The sequence below is a fragment of the Halobacterium jilantaiense genome, assembly GCF_900110535.1.
Taxonomy (GTDB): domain Archaea; phylum Halobacteriota; class Halobacteria; order Halobacteriales; family Halobacteriaceae; genus Halobacterium; species Halobacterium jilantaiense.
In genome coordinates, this window is the sequence record NZ_FOJA01000001.1 from 762,363 (window position 1) to 787,755 (window position 25,393).

Annotated in this window: 28 protein-coding genes; 10 read left to right on the forward strand and 18 right to left on the reverse strand. The window is 67.7% G+C overall.

Going from position 1 to position 25,393, the window contains the following annotated elements:
• Positions 1-7: 7 nt before the first annotated feature.
• A complete protein-coding gene (locus BMW35_RS04000; protein WP_089668102.1) occupies positions 8-463 on the forward strand; it encodes a hypothetical protein in 456 nt (151 codons plus the stop codon).
• A 25-nt stretch (positions 464-488) separates the two neighbouring features.
• Here BMW35_RS04000 and BMW35_RS04005 read toward each other — a convergent pair whose 3' ends face one another.
• From BMW35_RS04005 to cyoE, 4 genes are read right to left on the reverse strand one after another with little or no spacing between them, the layout of a single operon-like run.
• Positions 489-1,259: an ABC transporter permease gene (locus tag BMW35_RS04005; protein ID WP_089668103.1), complete on the reverse strand. Its 771-nt coding sequence runs from the start codon at positions 1,257-1,259 to the stop codon at positions 489-491.
• Positions 1,256-2,152 carry an ABC transporter ATP-binding protein gene (locus tag BMW35_RS04010; protein ID WP_089668104.1) on the reverse strand — a complete coding sequence of 299 codons (897 nt, stop codon included), beginning with the start codon at positions 2,150-2,152 and terminating at the stop codon, positions 1,256-1,258. The genes BMW35_RS04005 and BMW35_RS04010 overlap by 4 nt, the downstream gene beginning before the upstream one ends.
• 45 nt (positions 2,153-2,197) lie before the next feature.
• Positions 2,198-2,851: a DUF7546 family protein gene (locus BMW35_RS04015; RefSeq protein ID WP_089668105.1), complete on the reverse strand. Its 654-nt coding sequence runs from the start codon at positions 2,849-2,851 to the stop codon at positions 2,198-2,200.
• The gene (gene cyoE, locus BMW35_RS04020; RefSeq protein WP_089670344.1) at positions 2,852-4,177 is read right to left on the reverse strand and encodes a heme o synthase; all 1,326 of its coding nucleotides are present in this window, start codon (positions 4,175-4,177) and stop codon (positions 2,852-2,854) included.
• A gap of 158 nt (positions 4,178-4,335) precedes the next feature.
• Between cyoE and coxB the strand changes: the two genes are divergently transcribed.
• On the forward strand, positions 4,336-5,094 hold the full coding sequence (gene coxB / locus BMW35_RS04025) for a cytochrome c oxidase subunit II (RefSeq protein WP_089668106.1): 759 nt from the start codon (positions 4,336-4,338) through the stop codon (positions 5,092-5,094).
• On the opposite strand, the gene BMW35_RS04030 is transcribed toward coxB, so the two are convergent.
• Entirely contained in the window at positions 5,091-5,933 is an 843-nt protein-coding gene (locus BMW35_RS04030) for a biotin--[acetyl-CoA-carboxylase] ligase (protein WP_089668107.1), read from the reverse strand. The genes coxB and BMW35_RS04030 overlap by 4 nt on opposite strands.
• Positions 5,934-5,970: 37 nt before the next feature.
• Positions 5,971-6,828: a cytochrome c oxidase subunit 3 gene (locus BMW35_RS04035; RefSeq protein WP_089668108.1), complete on the reverse strand. Its 858-nt coding sequence runs from the start codon at positions 6,826-6,828 to the stop codon at positions 5,971-5,973.
• A 94-nt stretch (positions 6,829-6,922) separates the two neighbouring features.
• On the opposite strand from BMW35_RS04035, the gene BMW35_RS04040 reads away from it, so the two are divergent.
• The 5 genes from BMW35_RS04040 (at position 6,923) to ctaD (ending at position 11,146) form a co-directional block, all read left to right on the forward strand.
• On the forward strand, positions 6,923-8,293 hold the full coding sequence (locus BMW35_RS04040) for a hypothetical protein (protein ID WP_089668109.1): 1,371 nt from the start codon (positions 6,923-6,925) through the stop codon (positions 8,291-8,293).
• Positions 8,290-8,550 carry a DNA-binding protein gene (locus BMW35_RS04045; RefSeq protein WP_089668110.1) on the forward strand — a complete coding sequence of 87 codons (261 nt, stop codon included), beginning with the start codon at positions 8,290-8,292 and terminating at the stop codon, positions 8,548-8,550. The genes BMW35_RS04040 and BMW35_RS04045 overlap by 4 nt, the downstream gene beginning before the upstream one ends.
• A 43-nt stretch (positions 8,551-8,593) precedes the next feature.
• On the forward strand, positions 8,594-8,956 hold the full coding sequence (locus tag BMW35_RS04050; protein ID WP_089668111.1) for a DUF7541 family protein: 363 nt from the start codon (positions 8,594-8,596) through the stop codon (positions 8,954-8,956).
• Between the two features lie 41 nt (positions 8,957-8,997).
• Positions 8,998-9,222 (forward strand): DUF6684 family protein, encoded by a 225-nt coding sequence (locus BMW35_RS04055; RefSeq protein WP_089668112.1) that lies wholly within the window; start codon positions 8,998-9,000, stop codon positions 9,220-9,222.
• Between the two features lie 172 nt (positions 9,223-9,394).
• The gene (gene ctaD, locus BMW35_RS04060; protein WP_089668113.1) at positions 9,395-11,146 is read left to right on the forward strand and encodes a cytochrome c oxidase subunit I; all 1,752 of its coding nucleotides are present in this window, start codon (positions 9,395-9,397) and stop codon (positions 11,144-11,146) included.
• Positions 11,147-11,179: 33 nt separating this feature from the next.
• On the opposite strand, the gene BMW35_RS15970 is transcribed toward ctaD, so the two are convergent.
• Complete coding sequence (locus BMW35_RS15970) at positions 11,180-11,305, reverse strand: hypothetical protein (RefSeq protein WP_281242462.1); 126 nt, start codon at positions 11,303-11,305, stop codon at positions 11,180-11,182.
• A gap of 20 nt (positions 11,306-11,325) precedes the next feature.
• On the opposite strand from BMW35_RS15970, the gene BMW35_RS04065 reads away from it, so the two are divergent.
• Both BMW35_RS04065 and BMW35_RS04070 read left to right on the forward strand, forming a co-directional pair.
• Positions 11,326-11,619, forward strand: a complete 294-nt coding sequence (locus BMW35_RS04065) for a DUF7520 family protein (protein WP_245708133.1) — start codon at positions 11,326-11,328, stop codon at positions 11,617-11,619.
• A 43-nt stretch (positions 11,620-11,662) separates the two neighbouring features.
• The gene (locus BMW35_RS04070) at positions 11,663-12,403 is read left to right on the forward strand and encodes a GNAT family N-acetyltransferase (RefSeq protein ID WP_089668114.1); all 741 of its coding nucleotides are present in this window, start codon (positions 11,663-11,665) and stop codon (positions 12,401-12,403) included.
• A gap of 18 nt (positions 12,404-12,421) precedes the next feature.
• Here the strand turns inward: BMW35_RS04070 and BMW35_RS04075 are convergent, their stop codons facing one another.
• From BMW35_RS04075 to BMW35_RS04085, 3 genes are all read right to left on the reverse strand, one after another.
• Positions 12,422-14,125, reverse strand: a complete 1,704-nt coding sequence (locus BMW35_RS04075; RefSeq protein WP_089668115.1) for an acyl-CoA mutase large subunit family protein — start codon at positions 14,123-14,125, stop codon at positions 12,422-12,424.
• A 105-nt stretch (positions 14,126-14,230) separates the two neighbouring features.
• Entirely contained in the window at positions 14,231-15,043 is an 813-nt protein-coding gene (locus tag BMW35_RS04080) for an ABC transporter permease (RefSeq protein WP_177170767.1), read from the reverse strand.
• Positions 15,040-16,074 carry an ABC transporter ATP-binding protein gene (locus BMW35_RS04085; RefSeq protein ID WP_089668116.1) on the reverse strand — a complete coding sequence of 345 codons (1,035 nt, stop codon included), beginning with the start codon at positions 16,072-16,074 and terminating at the stop codon, positions 15,040-15,042. The genes BMW35_RS04080 and BMW35_RS04085 overlap by 4 nt, the downstream gene beginning before the upstream one ends.
• A 130-nt stretch (positions 16,075-16,204) precedes the next feature.
• Between BMW35_RS04085 and BMW35_RS04090 the strand changes: the two genes are divergently transcribed.
• Positions 16,205-17,047 carry a DUF7351 domain-containing protein gene (locus tag BMW35_RS04090; RefSeq protein WP_089668117.1) on the forward strand — a complete coding sequence of 281 codons (843 nt, stop codon included), beginning with the start codon at positions 16,205-16,207 and terminating at the stop codon, positions 17,045-17,047.
• A 9-nt stretch (positions 17,048-17,056) separates the two neighbouring features.
• Here BMW35_RS04090 and BMW35_RS04095 read toward each other — a convergent pair whose 3' ends face one another.
• From BMW35_RS04095 to BMW35_RS04130, 8 genes are read right to left on the reverse strand one after another with little or no spacing between them, the layout of a single operon-like run.
• Positions 17,057-17,872 carry a CBS domain-containing protein gene (locus tag BMW35_RS04095; RefSeq protein ID WP_089668118.1) on the reverse strand — a complete coding sequence of 272 codons (816 nt, stop codon included), beginning with the start codon at positions 17,870-17,872 and terminating at the stop codon, positions 17,057-17,059.
• 33 nt (positions 17,873-17,905) lie between these two features.
• A complete protein-coding gene (locus BMW35_RS04100) occupies positions 17,906-19,315 on the reverse strand; it encodes a DHH family phosphoesterase (protein ID WP_089668119.1) in 1,410 nt (469 codons plus the stop codon).
• Positions 19,316-19,366: 51 nt separating this feature from the next.
• Positions 19,367-20,851, reverse strand: coding sequence for an NADH-quinone oxidoreductase subunit N (locus BMW35_RS04105; RefSeq protein WP_089668120.1), 1,485 nt, complete (start codon positions 20,849-20,851; stop codon positions 19,367-19,369).
• Positions 20,848-22,401 carry a complex I subunit 4 family protein gene (locus tag BMW35_RS04110; RefSeq protein WP_089668121.1) on the reverse strand — a complete coding sequence of 518 codons (1,554 nt, stop codon included), beginning with the start codon at positions 22,399-22,401 and terminating at the stop codon, positions 20,848-20,850. The genes BMW35_RS04105 and BMW35_RS04110 overlap by 4 nt, the downstream gene beginning before the upstream one ends.
• Positions 22,402-24,480 (reverse strand): NADH-quinone oxidoreductase subunit L, encoded by a 2,079-nt coding sequence (gene nuoL / locus BMW35_RS04115; protein ID WP_089668122.1) that lies wholly within the window; start codon positions 24,478-24,480, stop codon positions 22,402-22,404.
• A 1-nt stretch (position 24,481) separates the two neighbouring features.
• Positions 24,482-24,784, reverse strand: coding sequence for an NADH-quinone oxidoreductase subunit NuoK (nuoK, locus tag BMW35_RS04120; protein WP_089668123.1), 303 nt, complete (start codon positions 24,782-24,784; stop codon positions 24,482-24,484).
• Positions 24,784-25,101: an NADH-quinone oxidoreductase subunit J gene (locus BMW35_RS04125; protein WP_089668124.1), complete on the reverse strand. Its 318-nt coding sequence runs from the start codon at positions 25,099-25,101 to the stop codon at positions 24,784-24,786. Before BMW35_RS04125 ends, nuoK begins: the two co-directional genes overlap by 1 nt.
• Positions 25,098-25,355, reverse strand: a complete 258-nt coding sequence (locus BMW35_RS04130) for an NADH-quinone oxidoreductase subunit J (protein WP_089670347.1) — start codon at positions 25,353-25,355, stop codon at positions 25,098-25,100. Before BMW35_RS04130 ends, BMW35_RS04125 begins: the two co-directional genes overlap by 4 nt.
• Positions 25,356-25,393 lie beyond the last annotated feature (38 nt).

A 25,393-nucleotide genomic window follows, 5' to 3' on the forward strand; every position in this document is an offset into this window, starting at 1 on the left:
CGACAGCATGGCGGTCGAACCGGTGGACAGCGAGCGAGACGGCACCGACGGCGGCGAGGACGCCGACGTCTGGCGCTGCAAGGACTGCGGCGCGGTCCAGCGAGACCCCGAGCCGCCCTGCGAGTCCTGCTGGGGAACCACGTTCGTCTCCGGCGAGGGTTCCGACGGTGCCGCGGGGCCGGGACCCCCTCTCGCCGGGCTCTCGAACACGCCCGCCTCGGGCGCGGACCTCACCGCCACCCGAATCGAACACGTCAAGTCCGCCTCGGCCCGCACCACGCTGCTCGCCGCCGGCTGTACCGCGGTCGTCGCGGCCGCGAGCTATGCCCTCCCGACACCGTCGGTCGTCGCCGCGGTGCTGTACGGTGCCGCGCTCCTGCTCGGCGGATTCACGCTCCTCGCGCTCGTCGTCTCGACGCTCGCGCACCTCGTCGATGCGTTCGGGCTCGTAACCGGCTCGTAGCCCGCCCGCCGCGGGCAGCCGTCCGTCACTCCGTCCAGGGGATGAGCGCAGCCCCAACTGTGAACGCGACGACGGCCAGCCCCAGCGTCACTGCGGCGTTCGTCGCCACGACCCCCGACGACCCCGCGGCCTCGATCGCCTCGGGGAAGGTCGCCGCGCGGACGCCCCGCGAGAAGTAGACGAGCGGCGAGACGTCGAGCAGCGGCCGGAACCACTCGGGGAACAGGGCGGGCTGGACGAACGTCTCCGAGAGGAACAGCAGCGGGAGCGCGATACCGTTGCTCGCGGCGATGGCACCGTCCTGTCCCTCCGCGAGGCTGCCGAGTATCGCGCCGACGCCACAGAACAGTACCGAGGAGACGGGCACGAAGAACGCCAGCCACGGCGAGAACTCGAAGCTCGCGCCCGTGAGCAGGAGCGCGACGACCAGCAGCAGGGAGGCCGCGACGATGAGCGCGACGTTCACGAGCGCGTGCGCTGCGAGCCACTCTGCCCGCGTCAGCGGTGTCGTCGACAGCTTCTCGAAGCGGTTGTCCTCGCGGTGGCGCGCCACCTCGCTGCCGACCCGCGACAGCGGCGTGAACAGCACGACCGTCGCGAGGTACGCCGGCAGGTAGTAGCCCGTCGGTTCCGAGAACAGCCCCGCGCCACCGCCACCCTGCGTGCGGACCAAGCCAGCGAAGATGACGATGAGTACGACGGGGAAGAAGAACGTGAAGAACACGGCGGTGCGGCGGCGGAGGAACGTCCGCATCGCGCCCGCGGCCTCCGCGCGAATCCGGGCGAGGCGGCTCATCGCGTCACCTCCCCGCGCTCGGCCTCGCCGGCGAGCGCCATGTAGGCGTCCTCCAGCGTCGGCTCGCGCCACGACAGCGCACCGAACGCCACGCCCGCGTCGTCGAGCGCGGTCGCAATCTCCCCGACGCTCTCGGGGGCGACGCCGCGGAAGACGAGTCCCTCGTCGGTGCGGTCGGGCTCCCAGCCCGACAGCTCGGGGTCCGCGTCCGTGTCGACGACGAGGCGGGCGTCGCCGGCGTACTCGGCGACGAGTTCGCTCGGCGTGCCAGTCGCAGCGACCTCGCCCGCACCGAGCAGCGCGACGCGGTCGGCGAGCCGGGCGGCCTCGGCCATGTCGTGCGTGGTGAGGAGGATGGTCGTGCCGGCGTCCGCCAGCGACTCGAACAGCGACCAGAGCGCGCGCCGACCGGCCGGGTCGACGCCCGTGGTGGGTTCGTCGAGGAACAGCACGTCCGGGTCGTTGACGAGCGCTGCGGCGACGCACGCCCGGCGCTGCTGACCGCCGGAGAGGTCGCCGTACCAGGTGTCCTCGCCGGGGTCGAGGCCGACTTCGTCGAGGACGGCTGCGGGCTCGCGGGCGTCGTCGTAGAGCCCCGCGTAGTAGCTGACGAGCTCGCTCGCGGTGAGGCGCTCGGGCGGCGAGAACGCCTGCGGGAGCAGGCCGACGTGCTGCTTGCGCGCGTCACGCGGCGAGTCGCCGAGCAGTTCGACCGAGCCGGCGTCCGCGTGCGCAGTGCCAGTGAGACAGCGCACGAGCGTCGTCTTCCCCGCGCCGTTCGGGCCGACGAGCGCGAACACCTCGCCGGCACCGACGGACAGCGAGACCCCCGTGAGCGCTGCGGTGTCCCCGTACGACTTCTGCACGTCGTCGGCGACGAGTACCGAATCCATGCCTCTGGGTGGGTGGCGTGTCGAATAAAGGACTGCGGAACGCGGCTACCGGGACGGCCGCCAGACGAGCAGGAGGACGGAGGAGACGAAGACGGCCGTGGAGAGGGCGTACGGCTGGCTCTCGGCGACGACGACGGCCGTCGACGCGCTCCCGAACAGGCCCGTAGCCAGCGTCGCCAGCACCGGCCACGTGCAGCTCACACAGGAGAGGAGTCCGAGGAAGCCCGCGAGGCCCGTTCGGGCGGTGTCGACGACCGTGACGGCGACGAGGTACGCGAGCGCGGCGTAGCCGCCGACCTTGAACGGCAGCAGGCTGACGGTGACTGTCGGCCCGCTGTAGACCAGCGCCGGACCCCAGCCGGGTGACAGCCACGCGATGCGCGACCCGAGGTCGGCCCCGTGGAACATGTAGAGACCGCCGACGCCGCCAAGGAGGAGGAAGTACGCGACGCCGACAGCGCCCGCTGCGAGCCACTGGCGGCGGGACGCCGACGGCACACCGACGCGGCGGACGCCCCAGGCGGCGACGTTCAGCCAGACGAACGGGTACGCCAGCCAGAGGACGTCGCCGGGCGTCGACGACGACAACGCGAAGTACAGCAACACGAGCACGAGCTCGCCGTTCAGAACGGCGGCCCACGTCAGCAGCGTGCCGCGGTCGGGCGCGAGCTGGCCGGTGGAGACGGTTCGCGTCCCCATCTACACCACCATCGCGTCCAGCACGACGGCGACCAGCAGACAGCCGAGGTAGGCGTTCGACGCGTGGAACGACCGCATCGCGGCCGACCGGTCGCGCTCGCGGTGGAGCCGCACGGCGAAGTAGAGGAACACCGAACCGAGGGCGACGGTGGTGCCGGCGTACAGCGCGCCGAGGTCGGTGAGCGCGGCGAGCACGACGGCCGAGACCAGCGTCGCGCCGAGGTAGTAGACGATGTGCCGGCGCGTCTTCGCCTCGCCCTCGACGACGGGCATCAGCGGGAAGCCGCCGCGCTCGTAGTCGTCCTTGTAAGCGAGCGCGAGATTGTAGAAGTGCGCGGGCGTCCACAGGAAGATGACGGCCGCGAGCGCGATGCCCGCGACGCCGACCTCACCGGTTACGGCTGCCCAGCCGATGAGCGCCGGCAGCGCGCCAGCCGCACCCCCGATGACGGTGCTCTGTCGAGTGTTCGGCTTCAGCACGAGCGTGTAGACGACCGAGTAGAACACGATGGCCGTCAGCCCGAGGAACGCCGTCAGGAGGTTCACCGCCGCGAACGCGGCCAGCGACCCGACACCCAGCACCAGACCGAACGCGAGCGCGTTCCGGGGCGGGATGCGGTCGGTGGCGAGCGGGCGGTCGTCCGTGCGCGCCATCTTCTTGTCCTTCTCGCGTTCGAGGACGTGATTGAACGTCCCGGACGCGCCGATCGACAGCACGCCGCCGCCGAGCGTCAGCGCGACCGTCTCGACGGCCAGCTGGGTGCCGCCAGCCAGCGCCATCCCCGCGCCCGCGACGAGGCACAGGAGCCACATCAGCCGCGGCTTCGTCAGCCGCAGGTACGCCTTCGCGGTCGCCAGCGGCCCGGTCCCCGGGTCCGAGGACTCGCTGTCGTCGTGCCGGGGTTCGCCCTCCCACTCCGCGGACGGCAGGTGGCCGGTCTGGGCGTCGAGCGTCCACGCGAGCGCCAGTACGAGCGCGGCGAAGATGCCGACGGCGAGCGCGAGGTGGCCGCCTGCGAGTGCGCTCGACCCGGGCGTCGTCGCGGTGTACGCACCGAGCGCTATCTGGACGGGGTAGAGCGCGAGCGCGGCCGTCACCGCCGCCCGCACGCGACGCGACTCGCCACGACGCCACGCGAACACTGCCGCGGCGACCACGACGACGCCGGTCACTGCTGCCGCAGTTCGATGCCCCCAGACGACCGCGAGGTCCAGGGAGTCGAGCGCGAACCACTGGCCGCCGCACGCAGGCCACGACGTACAGGCGTCGGCGGCACCCGTCAGGGCGGTGGTTGCGCCGAGCACGAGCAGCGTGTAGACGCCCATCGCGGCGGCGGCGAGCACGGCGACGAACCGGTCGGGTGTGTTTCCGTTCACGGTCCTCTCTCGTCTCGGAGTTACGACCCGGAACACTTAGCCTGTCCGACTCCGACCGACGGCCATTCAGCACCTATTTATGGAGTCACTCCTAACTCTGGACCAGCATGAGAGGAAAGCGGCTCGCACCCGTTCTCGTCGTCGTCGTCGGGTTCCTCGCTGCCTTCGTCGACCCGGTGGCCGCCTCTGGCTACCAGTCGATCACCGAGCAGTACATCCGCGACCTCAACAACATGATGCTCGCGGCCGCGCTGCCGATTACGCTGCTCGTCGAGGGCATCCTGATCTACACGGTCTGGAAGTTCCGGAACAGCGACGAGGCGAAACCCACGAAGGAGAACCGCCGTCTGGAAATCACGTGGACGGTCGCCACCGCGGTCGTCCTCCTGTTCGTCGGTGTCGCAGCCTACGGCGTCATGGGTCAGAGTGCGGTCACCGCGACCGGACAGGACGCGCAGGCCGCGATGGCCGAAGAAGACAGCGTCACCGTCACCGCCGAGGGCGTCCAGTGGTACTGGAACTTCGAGTACGCCGACGAAAATCTGTCCACGACCACCAGCGCTGGGGGTGATGGCGTCGTCGGCGACCAGCCGCTCGTGTTGCCGGCCGACACGAAAGTGGTGATACGGACGGAGTCCTCGGACGTCATCCACGCCTTCCACGCACCAGACCTGGGCCTGAAGGCGGACGCGCTCCCCGGACAGCAGAACTACATCATCACTGACGAACTCGACGAAGGTACCTACCAGCTGTACTGCGCCGAGTTCTGTGGTGTCGGCCACTCGCAGATGCTCGCCGATATCGAGGTCGTCGACCGAGACACCTACGAGGACTACGTCGAAGACCCCGAGAACACGTCCGTCTAGGTCCGCCGTAGCCGCCGACACTCTCCTTCCTGCACTTCGACTCGCCGCTCGCCAGTGTCGACGACGAGCGCGCCCCGGCCCGTGACCGACACTGCGTCGCCGACCACGGGGTCGTCGTCGCGGCGCGTCACCTCGACGCGCTCGCCGAGCGTGGCGCTGCGGTCGCGGAACGCGTCGACCGCGTCAGCGAACCCGTCGTCGGTCTCGACGCTGGCCGTCCAGTCCAGCAGGCGGTCGTGGAGTGTCGCCGCGACCTCGGTCGGGTCGACGGCTCCGACTTCTTCCCGGAGTGTCGTCACCGTGCGGTCTCCGACGTTCAGGTCGCCGGGGGCGAGGCTCGCATTGACGCCGATGCCGAGTACCGCGAAGGAGAGAGCTGCGGTCTCGGGGTCGGTTCCCGGTAGTACGTCGTCGACCGGCTTCCCGGCGACCGGTACCTCGTCGACGACAGCCTCAGTGAGGACACCGCAGAGCTTCGCGCGAGTGCCGTCGTCACGGTCGACGACCACGTCGTTGGGCCACTTCAGGCGCGCGTCCACGCCGAACTCCTCGACGGTCTCCGCTGCCGCGAGGCCGCCCGCGAACGTGAGCCGGCCGACGTGACTCGCCGCGAAGTCGGGACGGACGAGCGTGCTCGACCAGACGCCGCCCGGCGGACTCGCCCAGACGTTGCCGGTGCGACCGCGGCCAGCGGTCTGTTCGTCGGCGACCACAAACGTGCCGTGGGCGGCACCGTCCCGGCCCTCGGCGCGCGCGATGTCGTTCGTGCTCGGGCACGTCTCACGGTGGACGAGCGGCGCGTCGAGCCGCGCCCGCAGCTCGTCGGGGTCGACTGTCATACCGGCGCTTCACAGCGTCGGCGAAAAAAGCCCGCGTTTAGACGACGGCACCCGCGTACAGCACGACGACGAGGAAGATCCAGACGGCGTCGACGAAGTGCCAGTACATCGAGACGGTGCTGACTGAGGTGTGGCGCTCGGCGGTGTACTGCCCCTTCAGCGCCCGCACTGTGAGGATTCCGATGAGAACTGCGCCGAGGGTGACGTGGAGGCCGTGGAGGCCCGTCAGCCCGAAGAACGCGCTCTCGAAGAGGCCACCCGAGAGCGAGAACCCCTCGTGGACGATGAACTCGTAGTACTCGTACACCTGGCCCGCGATGAACACGACGCCCAGGACGAGCGTGGCGACCAGCAGGCCGAGGAAGCGACTGCGGTTGCCCTTCCGGAGCGCGACGTGTGCGAAGTGCAGCGTGAAACTGGAGACGACCAGGATGGCCGTGTTCGCGACGACCAGCGCGCCGAGGAAGCCGTCTGGGACGGCGCTGGCGGCGTCCACCCACTGGCTGCCCGCGCGGATGAAGAAGTAGTACGTGAACCCGGCTCCGAACGTCGCGATTTCGGTGCCGAGGAACAGAATCATCCCCCACCGGAGCGCGGACGAGCCGTGCCCGTCGTCGCTCCAGTACGCCTTCACGAAGGCGTGGTACACCCAGCCGTACAGGCCAGTGAGGAACCCGAACGCACTCGCCACGAAGACGGCGGGACCGACCATCGGTCCCACGAGCGCGTTGTCCCCGCGGCCCAGCACGTAGAGGGCAGCGCCGATGTAGAAGCCGGCAGCCCCGATTGCGGTGATGAAGGGCCACCAGCTGGCCTCTCCGAAGCCCTTCGGCCAGTCCTCCACGGCCGGCAGGTGATGGCCGTGGTCGTCAGTCGAGTCGTCCGCTACGCTCATACAACGGGGTTGCGCAGCGAGTACTAAAAACCCACTCAACTGCGGTGACCGGCAGACCGCAACCCTCAGGGGCGGGCCACTCCAACCGCCGAGTATGCTCCGCCGCCTCGCACACCCGCTGGGTGCCGGGCTCGCCCTCGCAGCGGTCTGCGGGGTGGCCGCCGCACACGGCGGCAGCCTCCGTGGGGCGTCCGGCTCGTCGCTGGCCGTGCCGACGTGGCTGTTCCTCTCGACTGGCGGCGCGGTCGTCGGTGCCTCCTTCCTGCTTGCGAGTTTCGTCACCGACCGCCAGTTCGTCGCAGACATCCACGGCTGGCGGCGCGCGCTCCCTGCGCCCCGGCGCTTGCTCGCGTGGGCGGGCCAGACGGTCGGCGTCGCGGCGTTCGCGGTGCTGGTCGTCGCCGGGTTCTTCGGACCGACCGACCCGCTCCGGAACGCGGCCATCGTGCTCGTCTGGGTGGCGTGGTGGGCGGGTCTCGTGATGGCGACGTACCTCGTCGGGAACGCGTGGCCCGCACTCGACCCGTTCCGCACGCTCACGCGACCACTCTCCTGGGTGACCGACGGCGTCCGTGACCTCGACGCCGACCGCGCGGCGTGGGCGAGCACGGCGTTCCTGCTCGTGCTCGTCTGGGTCGAGGTGGTGAGTCCGCTCGCGGACGCCCCGCGGCTGCTCGCCGCCACCGCTCTCGGCTACCTCGCGCTCGCGGCAGTCGGCGTACTCGCCGTCGGCCACGACACCTGGTTCGGGGAGGTCGACCCGGTCGCCCGGCTGTTCCGGGCGTACGGGGCCGTCGCCCCGGTCGAGCGCACCGAGGACGGGCTCTCGCTGCGCGTCCCCGCCGCTCGGCTCACCGAACGCGTCGTCAACACCAGTGGGGGCGTGGCGTTCGTCGTCGCCGTGCTCTGGGGGACGACCTACGACGGCCTCGTCGGCACGCCCGCGTGGGCGACGGTCGCGCGCGCCGTCGTTGACGCTGGTGTCCCACCGGCCGTCCTCTACCCGGCGGCGCTCCTCCTCGGGTTCGTCGCGTTCCACCAGCTCTACTGGTGGGCGGCCCGGAACGCACGTGAGACGGCACCGACGTACACCGACGCCGCGACGCTCGCGGTTCGGTTCGCGCCGTCGCTGCTCGCGATCGCTGCCGGCTACCACCTCGCGCACTACCTCGTCTACTTCCTCAGTCTCTCGCCCGCGCTCGTCAGCGCCGTCCTCGCACCCCTCGACCCCCCGATGGCGATGCGGCTCGTACTGCCGGCGTGGCTCTCCGGTGTCGGCGTCGCCGCCGTGCTGGTGGGCCACCTGCTCGCCATCTGGGTCGCCCACGGCACCGCCTTCGACGAACTCCCGGGGCGGCTTCAGGCAATCCGCAGCCAGTACGCGCTCACCGCCGTCATGGTGTTCTACACGATGAGTAGCATGTGGATCGTCAGCCAGCCAGCCGGCAGCCCCCCGTTCCTATGACCGACGAAGCCAGCGGTGTGGCCGGGGAGGACGCCGCCTGCGAGCGCTGCGGCGAACGCTTCCCAAGCGAACGCCTCCGAGACCTCCACAGGGGCCTCGAACACTACCGCGCCCTCGACGACGCCGAGCGCGCGGCCTACGAGGCGGCCTACGAATCCGAAACCGAGGACCTCCAGTCGTTCCGACTGCGCGCGCTCGCCGCGCTCGTGTTGCTGTACTTCGGATTCCTGATGACGTACGCCGTCGTGGCGCTGTGACCGAACCGGTGGGTTTCTAACGCCGCCAGCCCAACTCGGGGACATGGCCGAACGAACCGAGCAGGGACTCAGCGACCAGTACACGAGCGCCAGCCCGTGGCCGATTCCACTCGTCATCGGGCTCGTCGTCGCCGAACTCGGCCTCGTCTTCGAGGGACTGCTCCCAGTCGCGGTCGGCGGGATGCTGTTGCTCGCGACGAGCATCGTCGGCATCACCCGGGAGTCCGAGTTCGCAGCCACGCTCTGGCGGCCGACGCTCACCGTCGCCGTCTTCTTCGCGGTCGTCGGCGCGGCCATCCACCAGGGAACCGCCGCGACCGACCGCGGGCTCGCGATGCTCGGCACCAGCGTCGTGGTCGCCGCGGCGAGTGGCGCGGCGCTCCTCTACGAGACAGGACGGCTCTGAATCCTCAACCTATATCTGTCCCACCCATCCTACTCCAGACAATGAGTTCCGGTATCTTCGACAAGGACACGATGCTCGACCTGACGGTGAACATCGTCCCGCTCGCCATCCTCGGATTCTTCTTCGCGGCCTTCCTGCTGCTGAATCCGTGGGGCGGCGGCATCACGCTCGAGCGCGGCCTCCAGTTCGTGCTGGTCGGCTGGATGTTCGTCGGACTCGCGATTCTCACGTACGTGGCGGCAGTCAAAATCGAGGGCGGCGAGTAATCGACGAGTCTCGAAAGCCTCCGACGCCGCGAGCGTTCTTCTGACGGCCGAAATCACGCTTCTTCCGGTAGTTTCGCTCTCGGACCGCAGCCGACGACCGAGGCGTCCGTATCCGGGACGGGACCGCGACCAATCCTAAGCTTTCTTTACCGTCCAATCCTGACTAGCGTGCATGGCTCCGGCTACGTCATCACTTGTGCTAACCGTGCTGATGGGCGTGCTGCTCGTCGGCGTGGTCGCCGTCCTCAGCCGTCTCGAGGACTGGCGCTCCTACACGCCCCTCAGCGACGTGGGCGGTGCGCTGGGGGAGCGCACCGGCTACGGACACGAGGAGAAACCCGGTGGGTTGATTCGCTGGTTCACGACCGTCGACCACAAGGACATCGGCATCCTCTACGGAATCTACGGCGTCGTCGCGTTCGCGTGGGGAGGCATCTCCGTCCTCCTGATGCGGACCGAACTCGCCGCACCAGCCGAGAACATCATCAGCCCGTCGCTGTACAACGGGCTGCTGACCAGTCACGGCATCACCATGCTGTTCCTGTTCGGGACGCCGATGATTGCGGCGTTCGGGAACTACTTCATCCCGCTGCTCATCGGCGCTGACGACATGGCGTTCCCGCGCATCAACGCCATCGCGTTCTGGCTGCTGCCGCCGGGCGCGATCCTCATCTGGGCCGGCTTCCTCATCCCGAGCGTCGCCACGGCGCAGACCGCGTGGACGATGTACACGCCGCTGTCCATCCAGATGTCGTCGGCGGCCGTCGACACGATGCTGCTCGGCCTCCACCTGACGGGGGTCTCCGCGACGATGGGTGCCATCAACTTCATCGCGACCATCTTCACGGAGCGCGGCGACGACGTCGGCTGGCCGAACCTGGACATCTTCTCGTGGACGATGCTCACCCAGTCCGGGCTCATCCTGTTCGCGTTCCCGCTGCTCGGCAGCGCGCTCATCATGCTGCTGCTCGACCGGAACTTCGGCACGACGTTCTTCACGGTCGCGGGCGGCGACCCGATTCTCTGGCAGCACCTCTTCTGGTTCTTCGGACACCCCGAAGTGTACATCCTCGTGTTGCCACCAATGGGGCTGGTCAGCCTCATCCTCCCGAAGTTCTCGGGACGGAAGCTGTTCGGGTTCAAGTTCGTCGTCTACTCGACGCTCGCAATCGGCGTGCTGAGCTTCGGCGTCTGGGCCCACCACATGTTCACGACGGGCATCGACCCGCGGTTGCGCGCTAGCTTCATGGCGGTATCACTCGCCATCGCGATACCGTCCGCGGTGAAAGTGTTCAACTGGATCACGACGATGTGGAACGGCAAGCTCCGGCTCACAGCGCCGATGCTGTTCTGCATCGGTTTCGTCCAGAACTTCATCATCGGCGGGGTCACCGGCATCTTCCTCGCCGCCATCCCCGTGGACCTTATCCTCCACGACACCTACTACGTCGTCGGTCACTTCCACTTCATCGTCTACGGCGCAATCGGGTTCGCGCTGTTCGCGGGCACCTACTACTGGTTCCCGATGGTTACCGGCCGGATGTACCAGAAGAAGCTGGCGCACGCGCACTTCTGGACGGCGCTGGTCGGCTCGAACCTGACGTTCCTCGCGATGCTGTGGCTCGGTTACGGCGGGATGCCGCGCCGGTACGCGACGTACCTCCCGAAGTTCGCGAACGCCCACCAGATCGCGACGGCTGGCGCGTTCCTCATCGGTATCTCCACGCTGTTCTGGCTGTGGAACATGGTGGTCTCCTGGAGCGAGGGCCGCCGGGTCGACTCGACTGACCCGTGGAACCTCGAGGAGACCGACCAGTTCACGAAGGACTGGGCGTGGTTCCGCTCCGAGCAGGAGACTGACGTCCTCCCCGACGGCGGTGACGAAGAGGACGCTGTGACGGACGGCGGCGTCGACGAGAAGTAGCGGACGCGGCGGTTTTTCTGCGGTTTCCCGGATTCAGGCGAGTACGAGAACGAATCCGGTGACGAACATCAGGACGGCGACGGCGGCCAGAACGAGCATCAGTATCTCCTTGTCCTCCATGACCGCGAGTTGGGAGTGACACCGCAAAAGGCTACTCACTCCGGTTCCAACCGTCACTCGTGAGTGACAGCGAGACCTCGGGGCGGCGCGTCGTGCTGTGGATGTACCTGGGTGCCGTCGCGACCGCGGGCGTGTTCGGGTACGTCCTCGGCGTCATCGTCTACGGCGGGTCGGGCGGCCCGAGCGGACCACTAGTGGAGGGCGGGACGCCCGAGATGGGGACCGTCGGCCCGGTGGTCTTCGAGTTAACTCCCGTGAACCTCGGACTGTTCGGGCTGGTGTCCGTTGGGGTGTTGCTCGGCGTCGGGCTGGCGGCCATCATGCTGGTGTCGGACCGCGCGGACGCGGTGTGAGTGTCGGCCTAACTATATGTGGGCGGCCGTGCAATGTTCTAGCATGGAGGTCCGAGAAGCCACACCTGCGGACGGGGAGGAGATTCGGAGCGTCGCCACGGCGTCACTGCGGGAGACGTACGCGGACCCGCTCGGCGAGGACATCGTCGAGCACGCCGCGGACGAGTGGTACACGCCGGACCGGCTCGACGACCGCCTCGCCGCCGAGGACATCGCGTACCTGGTCGCGGAGGCCGGCGACGGTGTCGTCGGGTTCTCCGAGAGCGAGTTGGACGGGGACGCGGCGGCGGCCATCCAGTGGCTGCACGTCCATCCGGACGCCCGCGGCGACGGCGTCGGCGTCGAGCTGCTGGAGCGCACGGAGGCCGCGCTCCGGGAGCGCGGTGCCGCCCGGGTCGAGGGCCGCGTGCTCGCGGCGAACGACGTGGGCAACGAGTTCTACCAGGACCACGGGTTCTCGCGGAGCGGGGACGTGGAACTCGACGTCGGGGGCGAGACCCACACCGAACACCGGTACGTGAAGCTGCCGACGGGCGGCGCGGAACTCACCGAGCAACGCGAGACCGACGACCGCACACTGTGGGTGGCGTTCGACGAGCGCGAGCGCGGCTCGCAGGCACCGTTCTACGCCGCGTACGGCAGCGCGGAGCGAACCGACAAGTACGGCTTCTACTGCGCGAACTGCGAGTCCGCGAACACCGCCATGAATACGATGGGGCGAGTCACGTGCAACAGCTGCGGGAACGAGCGGCGCGCGAGCCGGTGGGACGCCGCGTACCTCTGAGCGCGCGGACGGTACGGGTCAGGCTGCCGCGGCGGTCTCCTGATACCCGCCGAACTCGTCCTCGAAGACGGCCATGATCTCGCCCATCGTCGCGTACGCCTTCACGGCGTCGACGATGTACGGGATGGTGTTCTCGTCGGCGTGGATGGCGTCGCGGAGCGCGTCGAGGGTCGCGTCGACCTCGTCGTCGTCGCGGTCCTCCTTGACGTCTTCGAGGCGGCCGAGCTGACGTTCCCGGGTTTCGTCCTCGTCGACGTGCAGGAGGTCGGGGCTAGTGTCCTCCTCGACCTCGTACTCGTTGACTCCGACGACCGTCTCCTCGCCGGCGTCGACGCGGGACTGGTACTCGTAGGCGGACTCCTGAATCTCGCGGTGGAAGTAGCCGTCCGCGACGCCCTGAAGAACGCCGTCGCGCACCGACCCGTCGCCCATCTCTCTGATCTCCTCGATGTACGCCATGGCTTCCTCCTCGACTTCGTCGGTGAGGGACTCGACGGCGAAACTCCCGCCGAGCGGGTCGACGATGTCGGCCGCACCGGACTCGTCGGCGATGATCTGCTGGGTGCGGAGCGCGACCCGGACGGCCTCCTCGCTGGGGAGCGCGAGCGCCTCGTCGAAAGAGTTCGTGTGAATGCTCTGGGACCCGCCGAGGACGGCTGCGAGCGCCTGAAGCGTGACGCGAGCGATGTTGTTCTTCGGTTGCTGGGCGGTCAGGCTCTGGCCGGCGGTCTGCGTGTGGAACTTCAGCTTCTTGGAGGCCTCCTTCTCGGCGTCGTACCACTCGTCCATGACGTTCGCGTAGATGCGGCGGGCCGCGCGGAACTTCGCGACCTCCTCGAAGATGGAGTTGTGGGAGTTGAAGAAGAAGCTCAGCGTGGGCGCGAACTCGTCGACGTCGAGGCCTCGCTCCATCGCGTCCTCGACGTACGCGAAGCCGTCGGCGAGGGTGAACGCGAGTTCCTGGACGGCCGTCGAGCCCGCCTCCCGGATGTGGTAGCCGGAGATCGAGATGGGGTGGAACTTCGGGGTGTTCTCGGCGCAGTACTCGACGACGTCCGTCACGAGGTCGAGGCTGGGCTGCGGCGGAACGACCCACTCCTTCTGCGCGATGAACTCCTTGAGCATGTCGTTCTGGAGGGTGCCCCGAATCTCCTCGCGGGGGACGCCCTGCTGGTCGGCGAGCGCGAGGTACATCGCGTAGATGACCGGCGCGCTCGGATTGATGGTGAAGCTCGTGGAGACCTCGTCCAGCTCGATGCCGTCGAAGAGAATCTCCATGTCCCGGAGGGTGTCGACCGCGACGCCCTCCTTGCCGACCTCGCCGAGACTCATGGGGTCGTCCGAGTCCAGCCCCATCAGCGACGGCATGTCGAAGGCCGTCGAGAGCCCGGTCTGGCCGTTCTCGATGAGGTAGTGGAAACGCTCGTTGGTCTCCTCGGCGGTGCCGAAGCCCGCGAACTGCCGCATCGTCCACGTCCGGCCGCGGTAGCCGGTCGGGTAGACGCCGCGCGTGTACGGGAACTCGCCCGGGAACCCGAGGTCGTCCTCGAGGTCGGTGTCGGCGACGTCCTCGGGCGTGTAGAGGCGGTCGACCTCCATGTTCGAGACCGTCGCGAAGCGGTCCTTGCGCTCGCCGTAGGCGTCGAGGACCGGGTCGAGAGTCTCGTCTTCCCAGTCCTCGCGGGCCTCGCGGATGTCCGCGAGGTCGTCGTCGTCGTACATGTGCCTGTAGAATCTGCCGGCAGATTCATTAAGGAATCGGTGGGTCGGCCGGGTTCGAGGCGCAAATCTCCCGCGAGTGTGGCCCCTGGAAGTCGGCGCGTCGTTTCAGTAGTGACCCATGACTCCCTCGCGGCGCGCCCAGCGCTGGCAGTACGCGAACGCCGCGTACCCCAGGCCGAGATAGCCGACAGCGGTCACGACGAGCACGGCGAGTTCGCCCGTGGGCAGCGCCCAGAGCGCGACGCCGTCTCGCATCGCGGTCTGGAGCAGCTGGCTGCCCTGCGCGAGCGGCAGCCACTTCAACAGCGGGTACTGGGCGACGGGCGCGGCGATGAGCCCGATGAACACGAACTGCATGATCTGGAAGAGGTTCTCGACGCGCTTGAACCGGATTGCGAGCCCGCCGAGCGCGAACCCGATGCCGACGGCCGGCGCGACGGCGAGCAGCCCGAGCGGGAGCAGCGTCAGGGGGTCGATTGCGAGCCAGCGACCGGTAATAGCCATCATGAACAGCAGCACCAGCGACCCGGTGAAAAACGACACGAGGACGTTGGTGACGGTCTTCGCGAACATCACGCGGCCGAATCCGAACGGCGACATGAACAGCTGTTCGAGGGTTCCCCACTGGGACTCCCGGGTGACGTTCCACGACAGCCCGGAGAACGCGCTCATCGAGAGCGTCCACAGCAGGTAGCCGACGATGATGCCCTCGATGGTGTTCGAGATTGCGGCGGGCGCTATCGCGCGGCCACCGTAGAACACCGCCGCGAACAGGATGAGCATGTTCGCGATGGTCGAGAAGAAGTTCACCGGGTACCGGACCATCAACAGCACGCGCTTCCGGAGCGACGCCGCGAAGAACCGGAGGTAGCCGCGAGCGCCGGTGTCGACGCTGGCGTCGGCGGTCGGCGCGCTCACCGACCGTCACCTCCGCTCGCGCGGCCGGTGACGTCGAGGAAGACGTCTTCGAGGTCTGGTTCGAGCCCGTCGACATCCAGCAGGTCGTGGCCCGCGTGGTCGAGCACGCCGAGCACGCCGTGGAGGCTGTCGTCGTCGCCGAGCGTCACGTCGAAGCGCGTGCGGTCGTCGAGCACCTCGAAGTTCTCTACACGGTAGTCCCTGACCAGCCGCGAGCGGAGTTCGCCGGGGAGCTGGCCAGCGGCGACGACCCGGTAGGCCTGCGTCTCGAGGACGCCGACGAGCTCCTCGACTGAGTCGTCGGCGATGACGCGGCCGTCAGAGAGGATGACAACGCGGTCGCAGACGTCCTCGACGACGTCCATGTCGTGGCTGGAGAGGACGACCGTGATGTCGTCCTCGTCGGCGAGCCGCCGGAGTTCGCGGCGCAACTCCAGGGACGCCTCGATGTCGAGACCGAGGGTGGGTTCGTCGAGGAACACGACGTCGGTGCCGCGCGCGAGCGTCGCCGCCAGCGAGACTTTCTGTTTCTGGCCGCGGGACAGTTCGTTGACGGCGTCGTCGGCTTTCTCCGCGAGGTTGAACTGGTCGAGGAGCTTGTCGTGGCGGCTGCGGGCGGCGTCGGGGTCGTTGCCGCCGAGCGCGGCGAAGAACTCGAGGTTCTCGCGGACGGTGAGCTTCCAGTAGACGTTGCGTGCGCCCTCCAGCATCGCGCCGACGTGGCGGTAGACGCCGCGCGGGTCGTCGTCGGCGTCGACGCCGGCGATTTCGACGGAGCCAGAGGACGGGACGACGAGTCCGAGGATGGACTTGATGGTGGTGGTCTTCCCGGCACCGTTCGGGCCGAGGACGCCGACGACCTCGCCGCGGTCGACTTCGAGAGAGACGCCGTCGACTGCGGTGACGGCGTCCTCGCCGTCGCCGTAGGTCTTCCGGAGGTCGTCGACGGCGAGCACCGTCTCCGTCTCGGGCGAGGGCGTCGACGACGACGTGTCGTCGGTTCGCTGCGGGCGGTCTGTCGTCTGACTCATACACTGACGGAGGGTAGAACGCACATTAACGGTTTGGAGAATGAGAGTTCTGTCCGCTCGCTCCCAGAACGCCTGTTCTGTTCTCCAGTCGACACGAAGGAGTTTTGCCGTGCGTCGACGACACCCGGACATGACCAGCGACGAGGCCGCCGCCGACGCGTTCGGCGTGCTCTCGGACCCCTCCAGAGTCGCCATCCTCCGAGAACTCGCCGACCGAAACAGCGGCCCGGACGAATCACCCACTGAGTTCGCCGAACTCCGGCGCGCCGTCGGCTTCGACGACGCCGGCCGGTTCAACTACCACCTGGGGGAACTCACCCCGGAGTTCGCCGTGAAACGCGACGGCGGCTACGTCCCGACCGCCGTCGGCCTGAAGGCGATCGGGTCCATCGAAGCCGGCACCTACACCGACGACACCGAATCGCGGACCGGCGTCGTCGACCACGACTGCCCCAGTTGCGGGGCACCGCTGGAAGCGACCTACGAGGACCAAGTAGTGACGGTGCAGTGCCCGGACCACGAGACCTTCGTCCAGACGTCGGTGCCGCCCGCGGCAGCCGAAGGCTCGTCCATCGCGGACCTCGTCTCGTTCGTCGTCGGCGACATGCAGCGCGACCTCGAAGCGCTCGCCGATGGCACCTGTCCGGTCTGCTCGGGGCGCGTCGAGCGCGTCGACCACGAACGCACCGACGCCGGCCTGCTCACGGTTCACCTCGCCTGTCAGAACTGCTGGGTGGCGACCGAACTCCCGGTCGGCGTCGCGGCGCTCCGCCACCCCGCCGTCGTGTCGCTGTACCACGACCACGGCGTCGACATCCGCGACCGATTCGTCACCGACCTCGGGTTCGTCGGGAGTTCGGAGCCCGCCGAACTGGTCTCCGACGAGCCCTTCGAAGCCGAGGTCGTCGTCTCGGTCGGCGGCGATAGCGTCGTCCTGACCGTCGACGAGAATCTGGACGTCAGCGAACGGTGACCGCCCCGGCTACTGCAGGCGCTCGATGGTCTCCACGAGCGGGTGTCGTGCGTAATCCACGACGTCGATGTCCTCGATGGAGTCGAGGTCTTCTTTCTCCGCGGTCCGCGCCATCCCGAGGTCCACGGCGCGCTCGAGCACGATGACGTAGGCGTCCATCTCCTCGACGCCGGCACGCTCGGACGCCATCACGCGGTGGTGGCCGTCCGCCAGCAGGAGGCTGCCGTCGTCGCCAGTGCTGCCGTTGTCGATGACGACGAGCGGTTCGGCCAGCCCATGTTCGAGTTCGTACCGGCGGCCTTCGAGCTCGTCGGCGTACACCTTCCCCTGAGTCGGTACCAGCTCACCCAAGTCGACCGTGCGGCGCTCCTCCGTGGCGTCGACGCCGTGAATCGTCTCCAGTGTGCGCTTGAGCTTCCCGACCTTCTCCGGGGTCGCGCGCTCGATCTGAGAGCGAATGACATCCGCGTTCGCGATGATGCCGACGAGGTTGCCCGCGTCGTCGACGACCGGGAGCTTCTGGATGCCCGATCGAAGGATGACTCGGGCCGCGTCGGTCACCTTCATGTCTGGGTGCGCGACCACGATGTCCTCCGTCATCACCTTGAACAACAGCTCCTGCGGGTCCGCCAGCAAGAGGTCGCGCGCGGACACGAACCCTTCGACGTGCCGACCCTCCGTCACCGGGAAGCCGTTGTGTTCGCTCTCGGAGATGCGTCGCGCCACGTCCTCCACGGTGTCGTCGGGAGACACCGTCGCCACGTCCCGGGTCATGTACTCCCCGACGACGGGCTTGTCGCCGTTGTGCTCCAGCGCCTCGTCCATTACTCGCCCGTACGTCACCGACTGGGAAATAGCTCACCCAGCCCGAACCGCCTCGAAGAAGCGTGTCGCCACCACGTCCTCGACCATCTCCGTCAGCGTCGCCTCCGCCTCCCCACCGACCTCGTCGAAGAGACCGAGTGGCAACTGCGCGCCCGCCATGTCGGCGTGCCCGCCGGCGGAGCCGAGTTCACCGAACGCCGACCGCAACACCTCGCCGAGGTCTACGTCGCTCCCCCGAGAGCGCGCGGACACGTAGATGGTGCCCTCGAAGTACCCGTAGACGAACGTCACCGTCACGCCACGCATCGCCAGCAACCGGTCGGCGGCCTGCGCGAGCGTGTCCCGGTCCGCAATCTGACCGACGCACGATGCCAGCACCGACCCGTCGAGTTCGCGGCTGCGGATGGCGCGCGCGATGGTGTCGAACGTGTCCGCGCTCATCGACGGGCTCTCGATGCGCTCGAGGACGTCCGTGTCCGCCTGCGGGAGCAGCCACGCGCCCGCCTCGAAGTCCTGCGTCGTGATTTCGCGCGCGAAATCCTTCGTGTCGATTCGGATGCCGTACAGCAGCGCCGTCGCCACGTTCGTCTCCAGGTCGATACCGTACCCGCGGAGGTACTCCACGAGGATGGTGCTCGCCGCACCCGTCTCCTCGCGGATGTCCACGAAGTCCGCGTCCACGTCGGTCTTCGGTGGGTGGTGGTCGATCACGATGGAGACGTCCGTATCTGGGTCGAGTTGATCGTTTACCCCGGGCCCGGAGTGGTCGACGAGTGCGATTGCGCCGTACGAGAACTCCTCGTCCGGCTCGAGGTTCCGCACATCGAGGTCCAGGAGGTTCACGAATGCGCGGTTCTCTTGGTGTGAGATCTCTCCGAAGTAGCAGGCCTCGCTCTCCACGCCGACGTCTTCCGCGATGTGCTGGAGTCCGACCGCGGCCGCGATGGCGTCCGGGTCCGGGTTGTCGTGCATGAACACGCCCAGCGTCCCGTCGATGTCTCCGAGGGTCCCCCGAAGCGCCTGCAGGCGCTCGGATGCGCCGGACGCCGTCACCTCCTCGACGTGGTCGAGCAGCGCAGCCCCCGGGTCGACGACGCGGTCGGCGAGCCCCGTCACGACAGCCCGGTCGTCGGCTGTCGCCTCGAGCCCGAGGTAGACGACGAGTTCCGCGTCCGGGTACACCTCGCGGGCGGCCGCCGCCGCGCGCCGATTCTGGCTCGTGACGTCTCCCGCCACGACGACTATGTCGACGTCCATGTCGAGTCGCTCGATGCTCGTCGGATCGGTGACGTCCCGCACTTCCGCGGCGACCTTCTCGTTCCGCAGGCTCTCCACCCGGCTCTCGTCGGCGTCCAGAACGAACAGCTCGCCGCGGCGGTCGGCCAGCACCCCCACCAGGGCGTGCCCCGTCGTTCCGCAGCCGAGTACGAGCCGAGAAACCATTCGTGGTAACGGTACCGACCGCGGCAGTTAAAAGCTACCGTCCGGCTGGAGTCAGCCGAACAGGACGCCAGCGGCGTGGTTCGCGGTCTGCGCGACCGGGTCGAACGCGACCAGAAGCGCGACCGTGCCGACCGCAGCGGCCAGCACTGCCACGTAGAGACCGGTCGGCTGCCCCTCCAGCGTGAGGTCGCCGCTCGGGTCCTCGATCCAGATAGCCTTCACGACCCGAGAGTAGTAGAACAGCGACAGCGCACTGTTGATGGCCGCGACCGCCGCGAGCCACGCGAACCCGGACTGAACCGCGCCCGCGAACAGCACGTACTTCGAGAGGAAGCCGCCGCCCACCGGTAGCCCGGCGAGACTGAACATGAACACGGTCATCGCGACGCACGCGACCGGCGCGCGCTCCGCGAGGCCGTTGTAGTCCTCGAACGTCCGCCCGACGCCCCAGTACTCGGCCAGAGCGACGAACAGGAACGCGCCCGTGTTCATGAAGCCGTAGACGAGCAGGTGCATCATCGACGCACCGAGCACGAAGGAGTTCTCCGCGCCCGCGCCGCTCTGCACGGCGGCGAGGCCGATGAGCACGTAGCCCGCGTGCCCGATGCTGGAGTACGCGAGCATCCGCTTGACGTTGTCCTGGGTCGCCGCGGCGAAGTTCCCGAGAGTCATCGTGACCACCGCGAGCGCCGCGAACAGCAGCGACCAGTCGATGACGGTTCCCGAGATGACTTCGAGCGGGAACGCCGTCGTGAACACGCGGAACAGCACGGCGAACCCGGCGGCCTTCGAGGCCGACGAGATGAACGCCGAGACCGGCGCGGGTGCGCCCTCGTAGGCCTCCGGTGCCCAGAAGTGGAACGGCACGGAAGCGGTCTTGAACGCGAACCCGGCGGCAAGCATCACGACGCCCAGACCGAGCACGCCGGTGAACTCGACGCCGTTCCCGAAGCTCTCGGCAATCGGCTGCAGCCCCATGACGCCCGTGGAGGCGTAAACCAGGCTGATGCCGTACACCATGATGGCTGAGGACAGCGCGCCGACGAGGAAGTACTTCAGGCCGGCTTCGACGCTGCCGCGGTCCGTCTTCAGGTAAGAGACGAGCACGTACGACGGGATGCTCGCCAGTTCGAGGCTGATGAACACCGTGACGAGGCTGTTGGCCGACGCCATCAGCGTCATGCCGGTCGCCGCCAGCAGCGTCAGGGCGTAGAACTCCGCGACGTGCTGTTGGTCCTTCAGGTAGTCGTGGCTCGCCACGACGACGAGCGTCGCGACGGTGCCGACGACGAACGCGAAGAACAGCGACAGTGCGTCCACGACGAGCGCGCCGTCGAACTGCACGAACTGGAAGTCACCGGTGCCCGCCGACAGGAACCACGCGGCGATACCGGCGGTCAGCAGCGTGCCGGCCGCGCTGATACCGGCCAGCAGCGTGTTGCTCCGCGAGTCCGGTGTCAGCGTGTCGATACCGAGCACGAGCAGGGCCGTCACGCCCAGCACGAGCTGCGGCGTCAGTGGTGGGAGTTCCGTCACAGTAGCTCACCTCCGAAGACCGGGGCGACGACAGACGCCATCGCGTCCACCATCGGCGTCACGGCGTCCTGAATCATGTCGTAGAACAGCTCGGGCACGGTGCCGAGCACGACCACGAGCACGACCAGCGTCACGATCGGCACGGTGTCGTGGAGCGCCGCGGGCACGATATCGTAGTCAGTATCCGCGCTGAACGGTCCGAAGAGGACGCGCTGCATCGCGAACAGCAGGTAGCCCGCGACGATGACGATGCCGAACATCGCCAGCGCCGTGAGCAGCTGGGCGTACGCGAACTCGGCGGTGAAGCCACCGAGGAAGATGAACAGCTCCCCGGCGAAGCCAGCCATCAGCGGCAGGCCCATGTAGCCGAACGCGGCGGCGACGAACACCGCCGCCGTCACCGGCATTTTGTCTGCGATACCGGAGAGGTCACCGACCATGCGCGTGTGCGCCGTGTTGTAGATGACGCCGACGCACATGAACATCAGTCCGGAGATGAGACCGTGGGCGACCATCTGGAAGGTCGCGCCGCCGAGCCCGTAGACGTTGTACGCCACGAGCCCGAGAATCACGTACCCCATCGACGACACCGAGGAGTATGCGACGATGCGCTTGAGGTCCTGCTGAGCGAGCGCCAGCATCGCGCCGTAGATGACCGACACCACGGCGAGCGCGGCGATGAACACCGCGTAGTCCGAGGCGACACCGGGCAGCATCGTGAAGTTGAACCGCAGCAGCGCGTACGTCCCCATCTTCAGGAGAACCCCCGCCAGCATGACGGACGCCGGCGTCGGGGCCTGCACGTGGGCGTCCGGCAGCCACGTGTGCAGCGGGACTGTCGGCACCTTCACCGCGAACCCGAAGAACATCGCGAAGAACGCGACTGTCTTCAGGCCCGTCTCACCGAGGCCGTACGTCGTGTCGAAGCTCCCCGCCGCGATGGCCTGTGCGATGGCCGGCATGTCCATCGTGTTCACGGACAGGCCGAACACGAGCGCCATGAACCCGATGAACATCACCAGGCTCGCGACGTTCGTGTACACGAAGAACTTGATCGCGGCGTACTTCCGCCGCGGGCCGCCCCAGATACCGATGAGGAAGTACATCGGCACCAGCACGAACTCCCAGAACACGAACCAGACGAAGAAGTCCAGTGCCGTGAAGACGCCCAGAAGGCTGGCCTCCATGAACAGCATCAGCGCGTAGAACTGGCTCTCGCGCTCGTCGATAGGCGTCCACGCGCTCATGATGGCGAGCGTCGTCAGGATCGTCGACAGGACGACCAGCGGCATGCTGATGCCGTCGATGCCGACGTGCCAGTTGAGCGTGTAGGGGCCGACCGTGATCCAGCGAGTCATCGTCTCGAACGCGAGCGACCCGCCCTCGAAGAGCGCGTTGCCGCTCCCGTCGAACTGTGCGTACATCCAGACGCTCCCCGCGACAGGAAGCAGACTGAGGCCGGCTGCGAGTTTGCCCGCGACCTTGTCGGGTGCGAGCATCACCACGAACGCCGACAGCAGCGTAACGCCGATTAGCGCTTCTATCATCATCTAGAACCACCCTCCTGTGACACCGAAGACGACGAGCAGCGCGACCAGCCCGAGTGTGAGCATCGCCGCGTAGTGCGTCACCACGCCGTCCTGGATGCGCTTGATGCGGCTGCCGGAGAACAGGCTGACGCTGCTGACCGCGTTGACGACGCCGTCGATGACACCCTGATCGAAGGTGTCGGCGGCGCGCGCCAGCGGCAGCGTCACGCCGTTGGCGAGCCACACCTGGTACTCGTCCTGGTAGTAGTTGTTGTACAGCACCGTCTTCGCACCGCCGAGTTTCTCCGTGTGCTCGGTCGGCTCGTCCACGTTGTACAGCACCCACGCGAGGCCAGCGCCGCCGAGTGCGAGCGCCAGCGAGATCGCGGCCGGCACGAACGGAGCGATGTCCGCGGCGTGGTAGCCGGCGAACTCCTCGAGCAGGTGGTGGTAGTGCTCGTAACCGAGGTTCGAGAACGCGGTGCCCTCGGTGCCCGCGAGCCACTCGTGGAGGAACTCGATGTGCTCGCCCGTGAACTCCGCGACCGGCGTCATGTTCACGAGACCGACCGTCGCCGCGAGAATCCCGAGCACGACGAGCGGGAACTTGACGTTCCAGCCGACGCTGTGGGGGTTCTCTGCGGTGTCGCTCCGGGACTCCCCGTGGAAGGTGAGGAACACCATCCGGAAGGTGTAGAACCCGGTGAAGAACACGGCGAGCAGACCCATCGCGTACGCAACGAGCAGAATCGGGCTGTCACCCGCGCCGTAGATGAGCGCCTCGTAGAGAATCTCGTCTTTCGACCAGAAGCCCGCGAACGGCACGATGCCGGCGAGCGCGAGGCTGCCGGAGAGGAACGTGTAGTAGGTCACGGGCATCTTCTCCTTGAGGCCGCCCATGTCCCACATGTTCTCGTTGTGGTGCATCGCGATGATGACCGACCCGGCCCCCAGGAACAGCAGCGCCTTGAAGAACGCGTGGGTCATCAGGTGGAAGCTCGCCGCGATGTAACCGCCGGTGCCCAGCCCCAGCATCATGTAGCCGTACTGGCTGATGGTGGAGTACGCGAGCACCTGCTTGAGTTCGTCTTTGACGACACCCATCGTCGCGGCGAACAGCGCCGTGAACCCGCCGACCAGCGCGATGATGGCGAGGACGGTCGGGAGCAGCGCGTAGAAGCCGTACATGCGCGCGACGAGGTAGACGCCGGCCGCCACCATCGTCGCAGCGTGGATGAGTGCGGAGACCGGCGTCGGGCCCTCCATCGCGTCGGGCAGCCACGTGTGCAGCGGGAACTGCGCGGACTTCCCAATGACGCCACCCAGCACGAGGAGGCCGACGACGCTGAACCAGTCGCGGGCGCTCATGCCAACCACGTCGAGGAAGTGCGCGACGTGCTCGGGCATCGTGCCCTCGCCGCTCACGGCGGCGAGCGCCTGCTCGGCCATGTGCGGAAAGGCGTGTGCACCCTCACCAGTGGCGACGAACCGCGCCGTGCCGAACGTCGCGAAGATAGCGACGACGCCGATGAGGAAGAAGTAGTCACCGAAGCGGGTGACCAGGAACGCCTTCTTCGCCGCGCTCGGCGGGCCGGGCTCCCGGAAGTGGAATCCGATGAGCAGGAACGAACAGAGGCCCACGAGCTCGAAGAACATGAACGCCATCAGGAGGTTATCCGCGATGACGAACGAGAGCATCGAGAACGTGAACAGGCCGAGGCCAGCGTAGTACCGGGGGAGGCCCGTCTCGCCCTCGTCGTTCATGTACCCGAGACTGAACACGTGGACGAGGAACGCCACGAGAGAGACGATGATGAGCATCATCGCCGACAGCGGGTCGACGAGAACGCCGAAGTGGAGGCTGAACGTCTCCTGGCCGACGACCCACGTATAGAGGGTCTCGGCGTAGTAATCTCCCTGGCTCACCGCGAAGAACGCCAGCACGGACATGACGAGCGAGCCAGCGGTCGCTACGATGCCGGGTATCGCACCGCCCTTCGGGAGCAGCCGGGGAGCGAAGTAGCCCACCAGCAGCGCGACGAAGAACGACGCGAGCGGCAGCAACGGAATCGCCGGAGTGAACTCGAGTGCACCTACCATCTTACCACCTCATCGTCGTCGCGTTGGTCACGTCGATATCGTCGAAGTTGCGGTACAGCGTCAGAATGATGCCGAGACCGACCGCCACTTCGGCGGCCGCCAGCGCCATCACGAACAGGGTGAACGCCTGCCCGGAGAGGTTCCCGTGGAACCACGAGAACGCCACCAGATTCACGCTCGCGGCGTTCAGCATCAGTTCCACGGACATCAGGAACAGCAGCGCGCTCCGGCGCGTCAGCACGCCAAAGACGCCGATACAGAAGACGGCTGCGGACAGCAGGAGGTAGTACTCCATCGGCACCATCACCGGTCACCTCCCTGATCGCTTTCGTTGTCGCGGTTTGCGAGGAACACCGCGCCCGCCAGCGCCGCGACCAGCACGATGTCGATGGTCTCGAACGCGGCGAGGAACCCCGGCGTCGCCTCCGCCAGCGACGTGCCGTTGAGGTCCATGAGTACGTAGCCGAGGCTCGCCGTGACGGAGACGTCCGCCGGGAACCCGGCGGTCGCCGACTCGAAGCCCGCACCGACGAACACGACGGCCATAACAGCGAACAGCGCGACTGCGGCCAACCCGGAAACGAAGTTCAGGTCGTCCGCGAACTCAGGGCGCGACGTCATGACGCCACCCCCTGTTGTTTCTTCGTGAGCATCACGGCGAACGTGATGAGGATGAGCACTCCGCCGACGTACACGAGGACCTGCATCGCCATGAGGAACGGCGCTTGCAGCATCACGTAGTGGACGCCGATGCTGAGCAACGCGACGCCCAGCAACAGCGCGGAGTGCCACACGTCCCGCACGAGAACGACACCGAGGCTACTCGCTATCGTGATGACAGCGAACAGCGCGAACGCGAGTGTCTCGTATGGCATTGGTTTGGTCACCTGATGGATTGATGGAGCGCCCTTTG

Coding starts and splice junctions, on each gene's coding strand:
- BMW35_RS04000 (WP_089668102.1), top strand. CDS start 8: ATGGCGGTCGAACCGGTGGACAGCGAGCGAGACGGCACCGACGGCGGC.
- BMW35_RS04005 (WP_089668103.1), bottom strand. CDS start 1,259: ATGAGCCGCCTCGCCCGGATTCGCGCGGAGGCCGCGGGCGCGATGCGG.
- BMW35_RS04010 (WP_089668104.1), bottom strand. CDS start 2,152: ATGGATTCGGTACTCGTCGCCGACGACGTGCAGAAGTCGTACGGGGAC.
- BMW35_RS04015 (WP_089668105.1), bottom strand. CDS start 2,851: ATGGGGACGCGAACCGTCTCCACCGGCCAGCTCGCGCCCGACCGCGGC.
- cyoE (WP_089670344.1), bottom strand. CDS start 4,177: ATGGGCGTCTACACGCTGCTCGTGCTCGGCGCAACCACCGCCCTGACG.
- coxB (WP_089668106.1), top strand. CDS start 4,336: ATGAGAGGAAAGCGGCTCGCACCCGTTCTCGTCGTCGTCGTCGGGTTC.
- BMW35_RS04030 (WP_089668107.1), bottom strand. CDS start 5,933: ATGACAGTCGACCCCGACGAGCTGCGGGCGCGGCTCGACGCGCCGCTC.
- BMW35_RS04035 (WP_089668108.1), bottom strand. CDS start 6,828: ATGAGCGTAGCGGACGACTCGACTGACGACCACGGCCATCACCTGCCG.
- BMW35_RS04040 (WP_089668109.1), top strand. CDS start 6,923: ATGCTCCGCCGCCTCGCACACCCGCTGGGTGCCGGGCTCGCCCTCGCA.
- BMW35_RS04045 (WP_089668110.1), top strand. CDS start 8,290: ATGACCGACGAAGCCAGCGGTGTGGCCGGGGAGGACGCCGCCTGCGAG.
- BMW35_RS04050 (WP_089668111.1), top strand. CDS start 8,594: ATGGCCGAACGAACCGAGCAGGGACTCAGCGACCAGTACACGAGCGCC.
- BMW35_RS04055 (WP_089668112.1), top strand. CDS start 8,998: ATGAGTTCCGGTATCTTCGACAAGGACACGATGCTCGACCTGACGGTG.
- ctaD (WP_089668113.1), top strand. CDS start 9,395: ATGGCTCCGGCTACGTCATCACTTGTGCTAACCGTGCTGATGGGCGTG.
- BMW35_RS04070 (WP_089668114.1), top strand. CDS start 11,663: ATGGAGGTCCGAGAAGCCACACCTGCGGACGGGGAGGAGATTCGGAGC.
- BMW35_RS04075 (WP_089668115.1), bottom strand. CDS start 14,125: ATGTACGACGACGACGACCTCGCGGACATCCGCGAGGCCCGCGAGGAC.
- BMW35_RS04085 (WP_089668116.1), bottom strand. CDS start 16,074: ATGAGTCAGACGACAGACCGCCCGCAGCGAACCGACGACACGTCGTCG.
- BMW35_RS04090 (WP_089668117.1), top strand. CDS start 16,205: ATGACCAGCGACGAGGCCGCCGCCGACGCGTTCGGCGTGCTCTCGGAC.
- BMW35_RS04095 (WP_089668118.1), bottom strand. CDS start 17,872: ATGGACGAGGCGCTGGAGCACAACGGCGACAAGCCCGTCGTCGGGGAG.
- BMW35_RS04100 (WP_089668119.1), bottom strand. CDS start 19,315: ATGGTTTCTCGGCTCGTACTCGGCTGCGGAACGACGGGGCACGCCCTG.
- BMW35_RS04110 (WP_089668121.1), bottom strand. CDS start 22,401: ATGATGATAGAAGCGCTAATCGGCGTTACGCTGCTGTCGGCGTTCGTG.
- nuoL (WP_089668122.1), bottom strand. CDS start 24,480: ATGGTAGGTGCACTCGAGTTCACTCCGGCGATTCCGTTGCTGCCGCTC.
- nuoK (WP_089668123.1), bottom strand. CDS start 24,784: ATGGTGCCGATGGAGTACTACCTCCTGCTGTCCGCAGCCGTCTTCTGT.
- BMW35_RS04125 (WP_089668124.1), bottom strand. CDS start 25,101: ATGACGTCGCGCCCTGAGTTCGCGGACGACCTGAACTTCGTTTCCGGG.
- BMW35_RS04130 (WP_089670347.1), bottom strand. CDS start 25,355: ATGCCATACGAGACACTCGCGTTCGCGCTGTTCGCTGTCATCACGATA.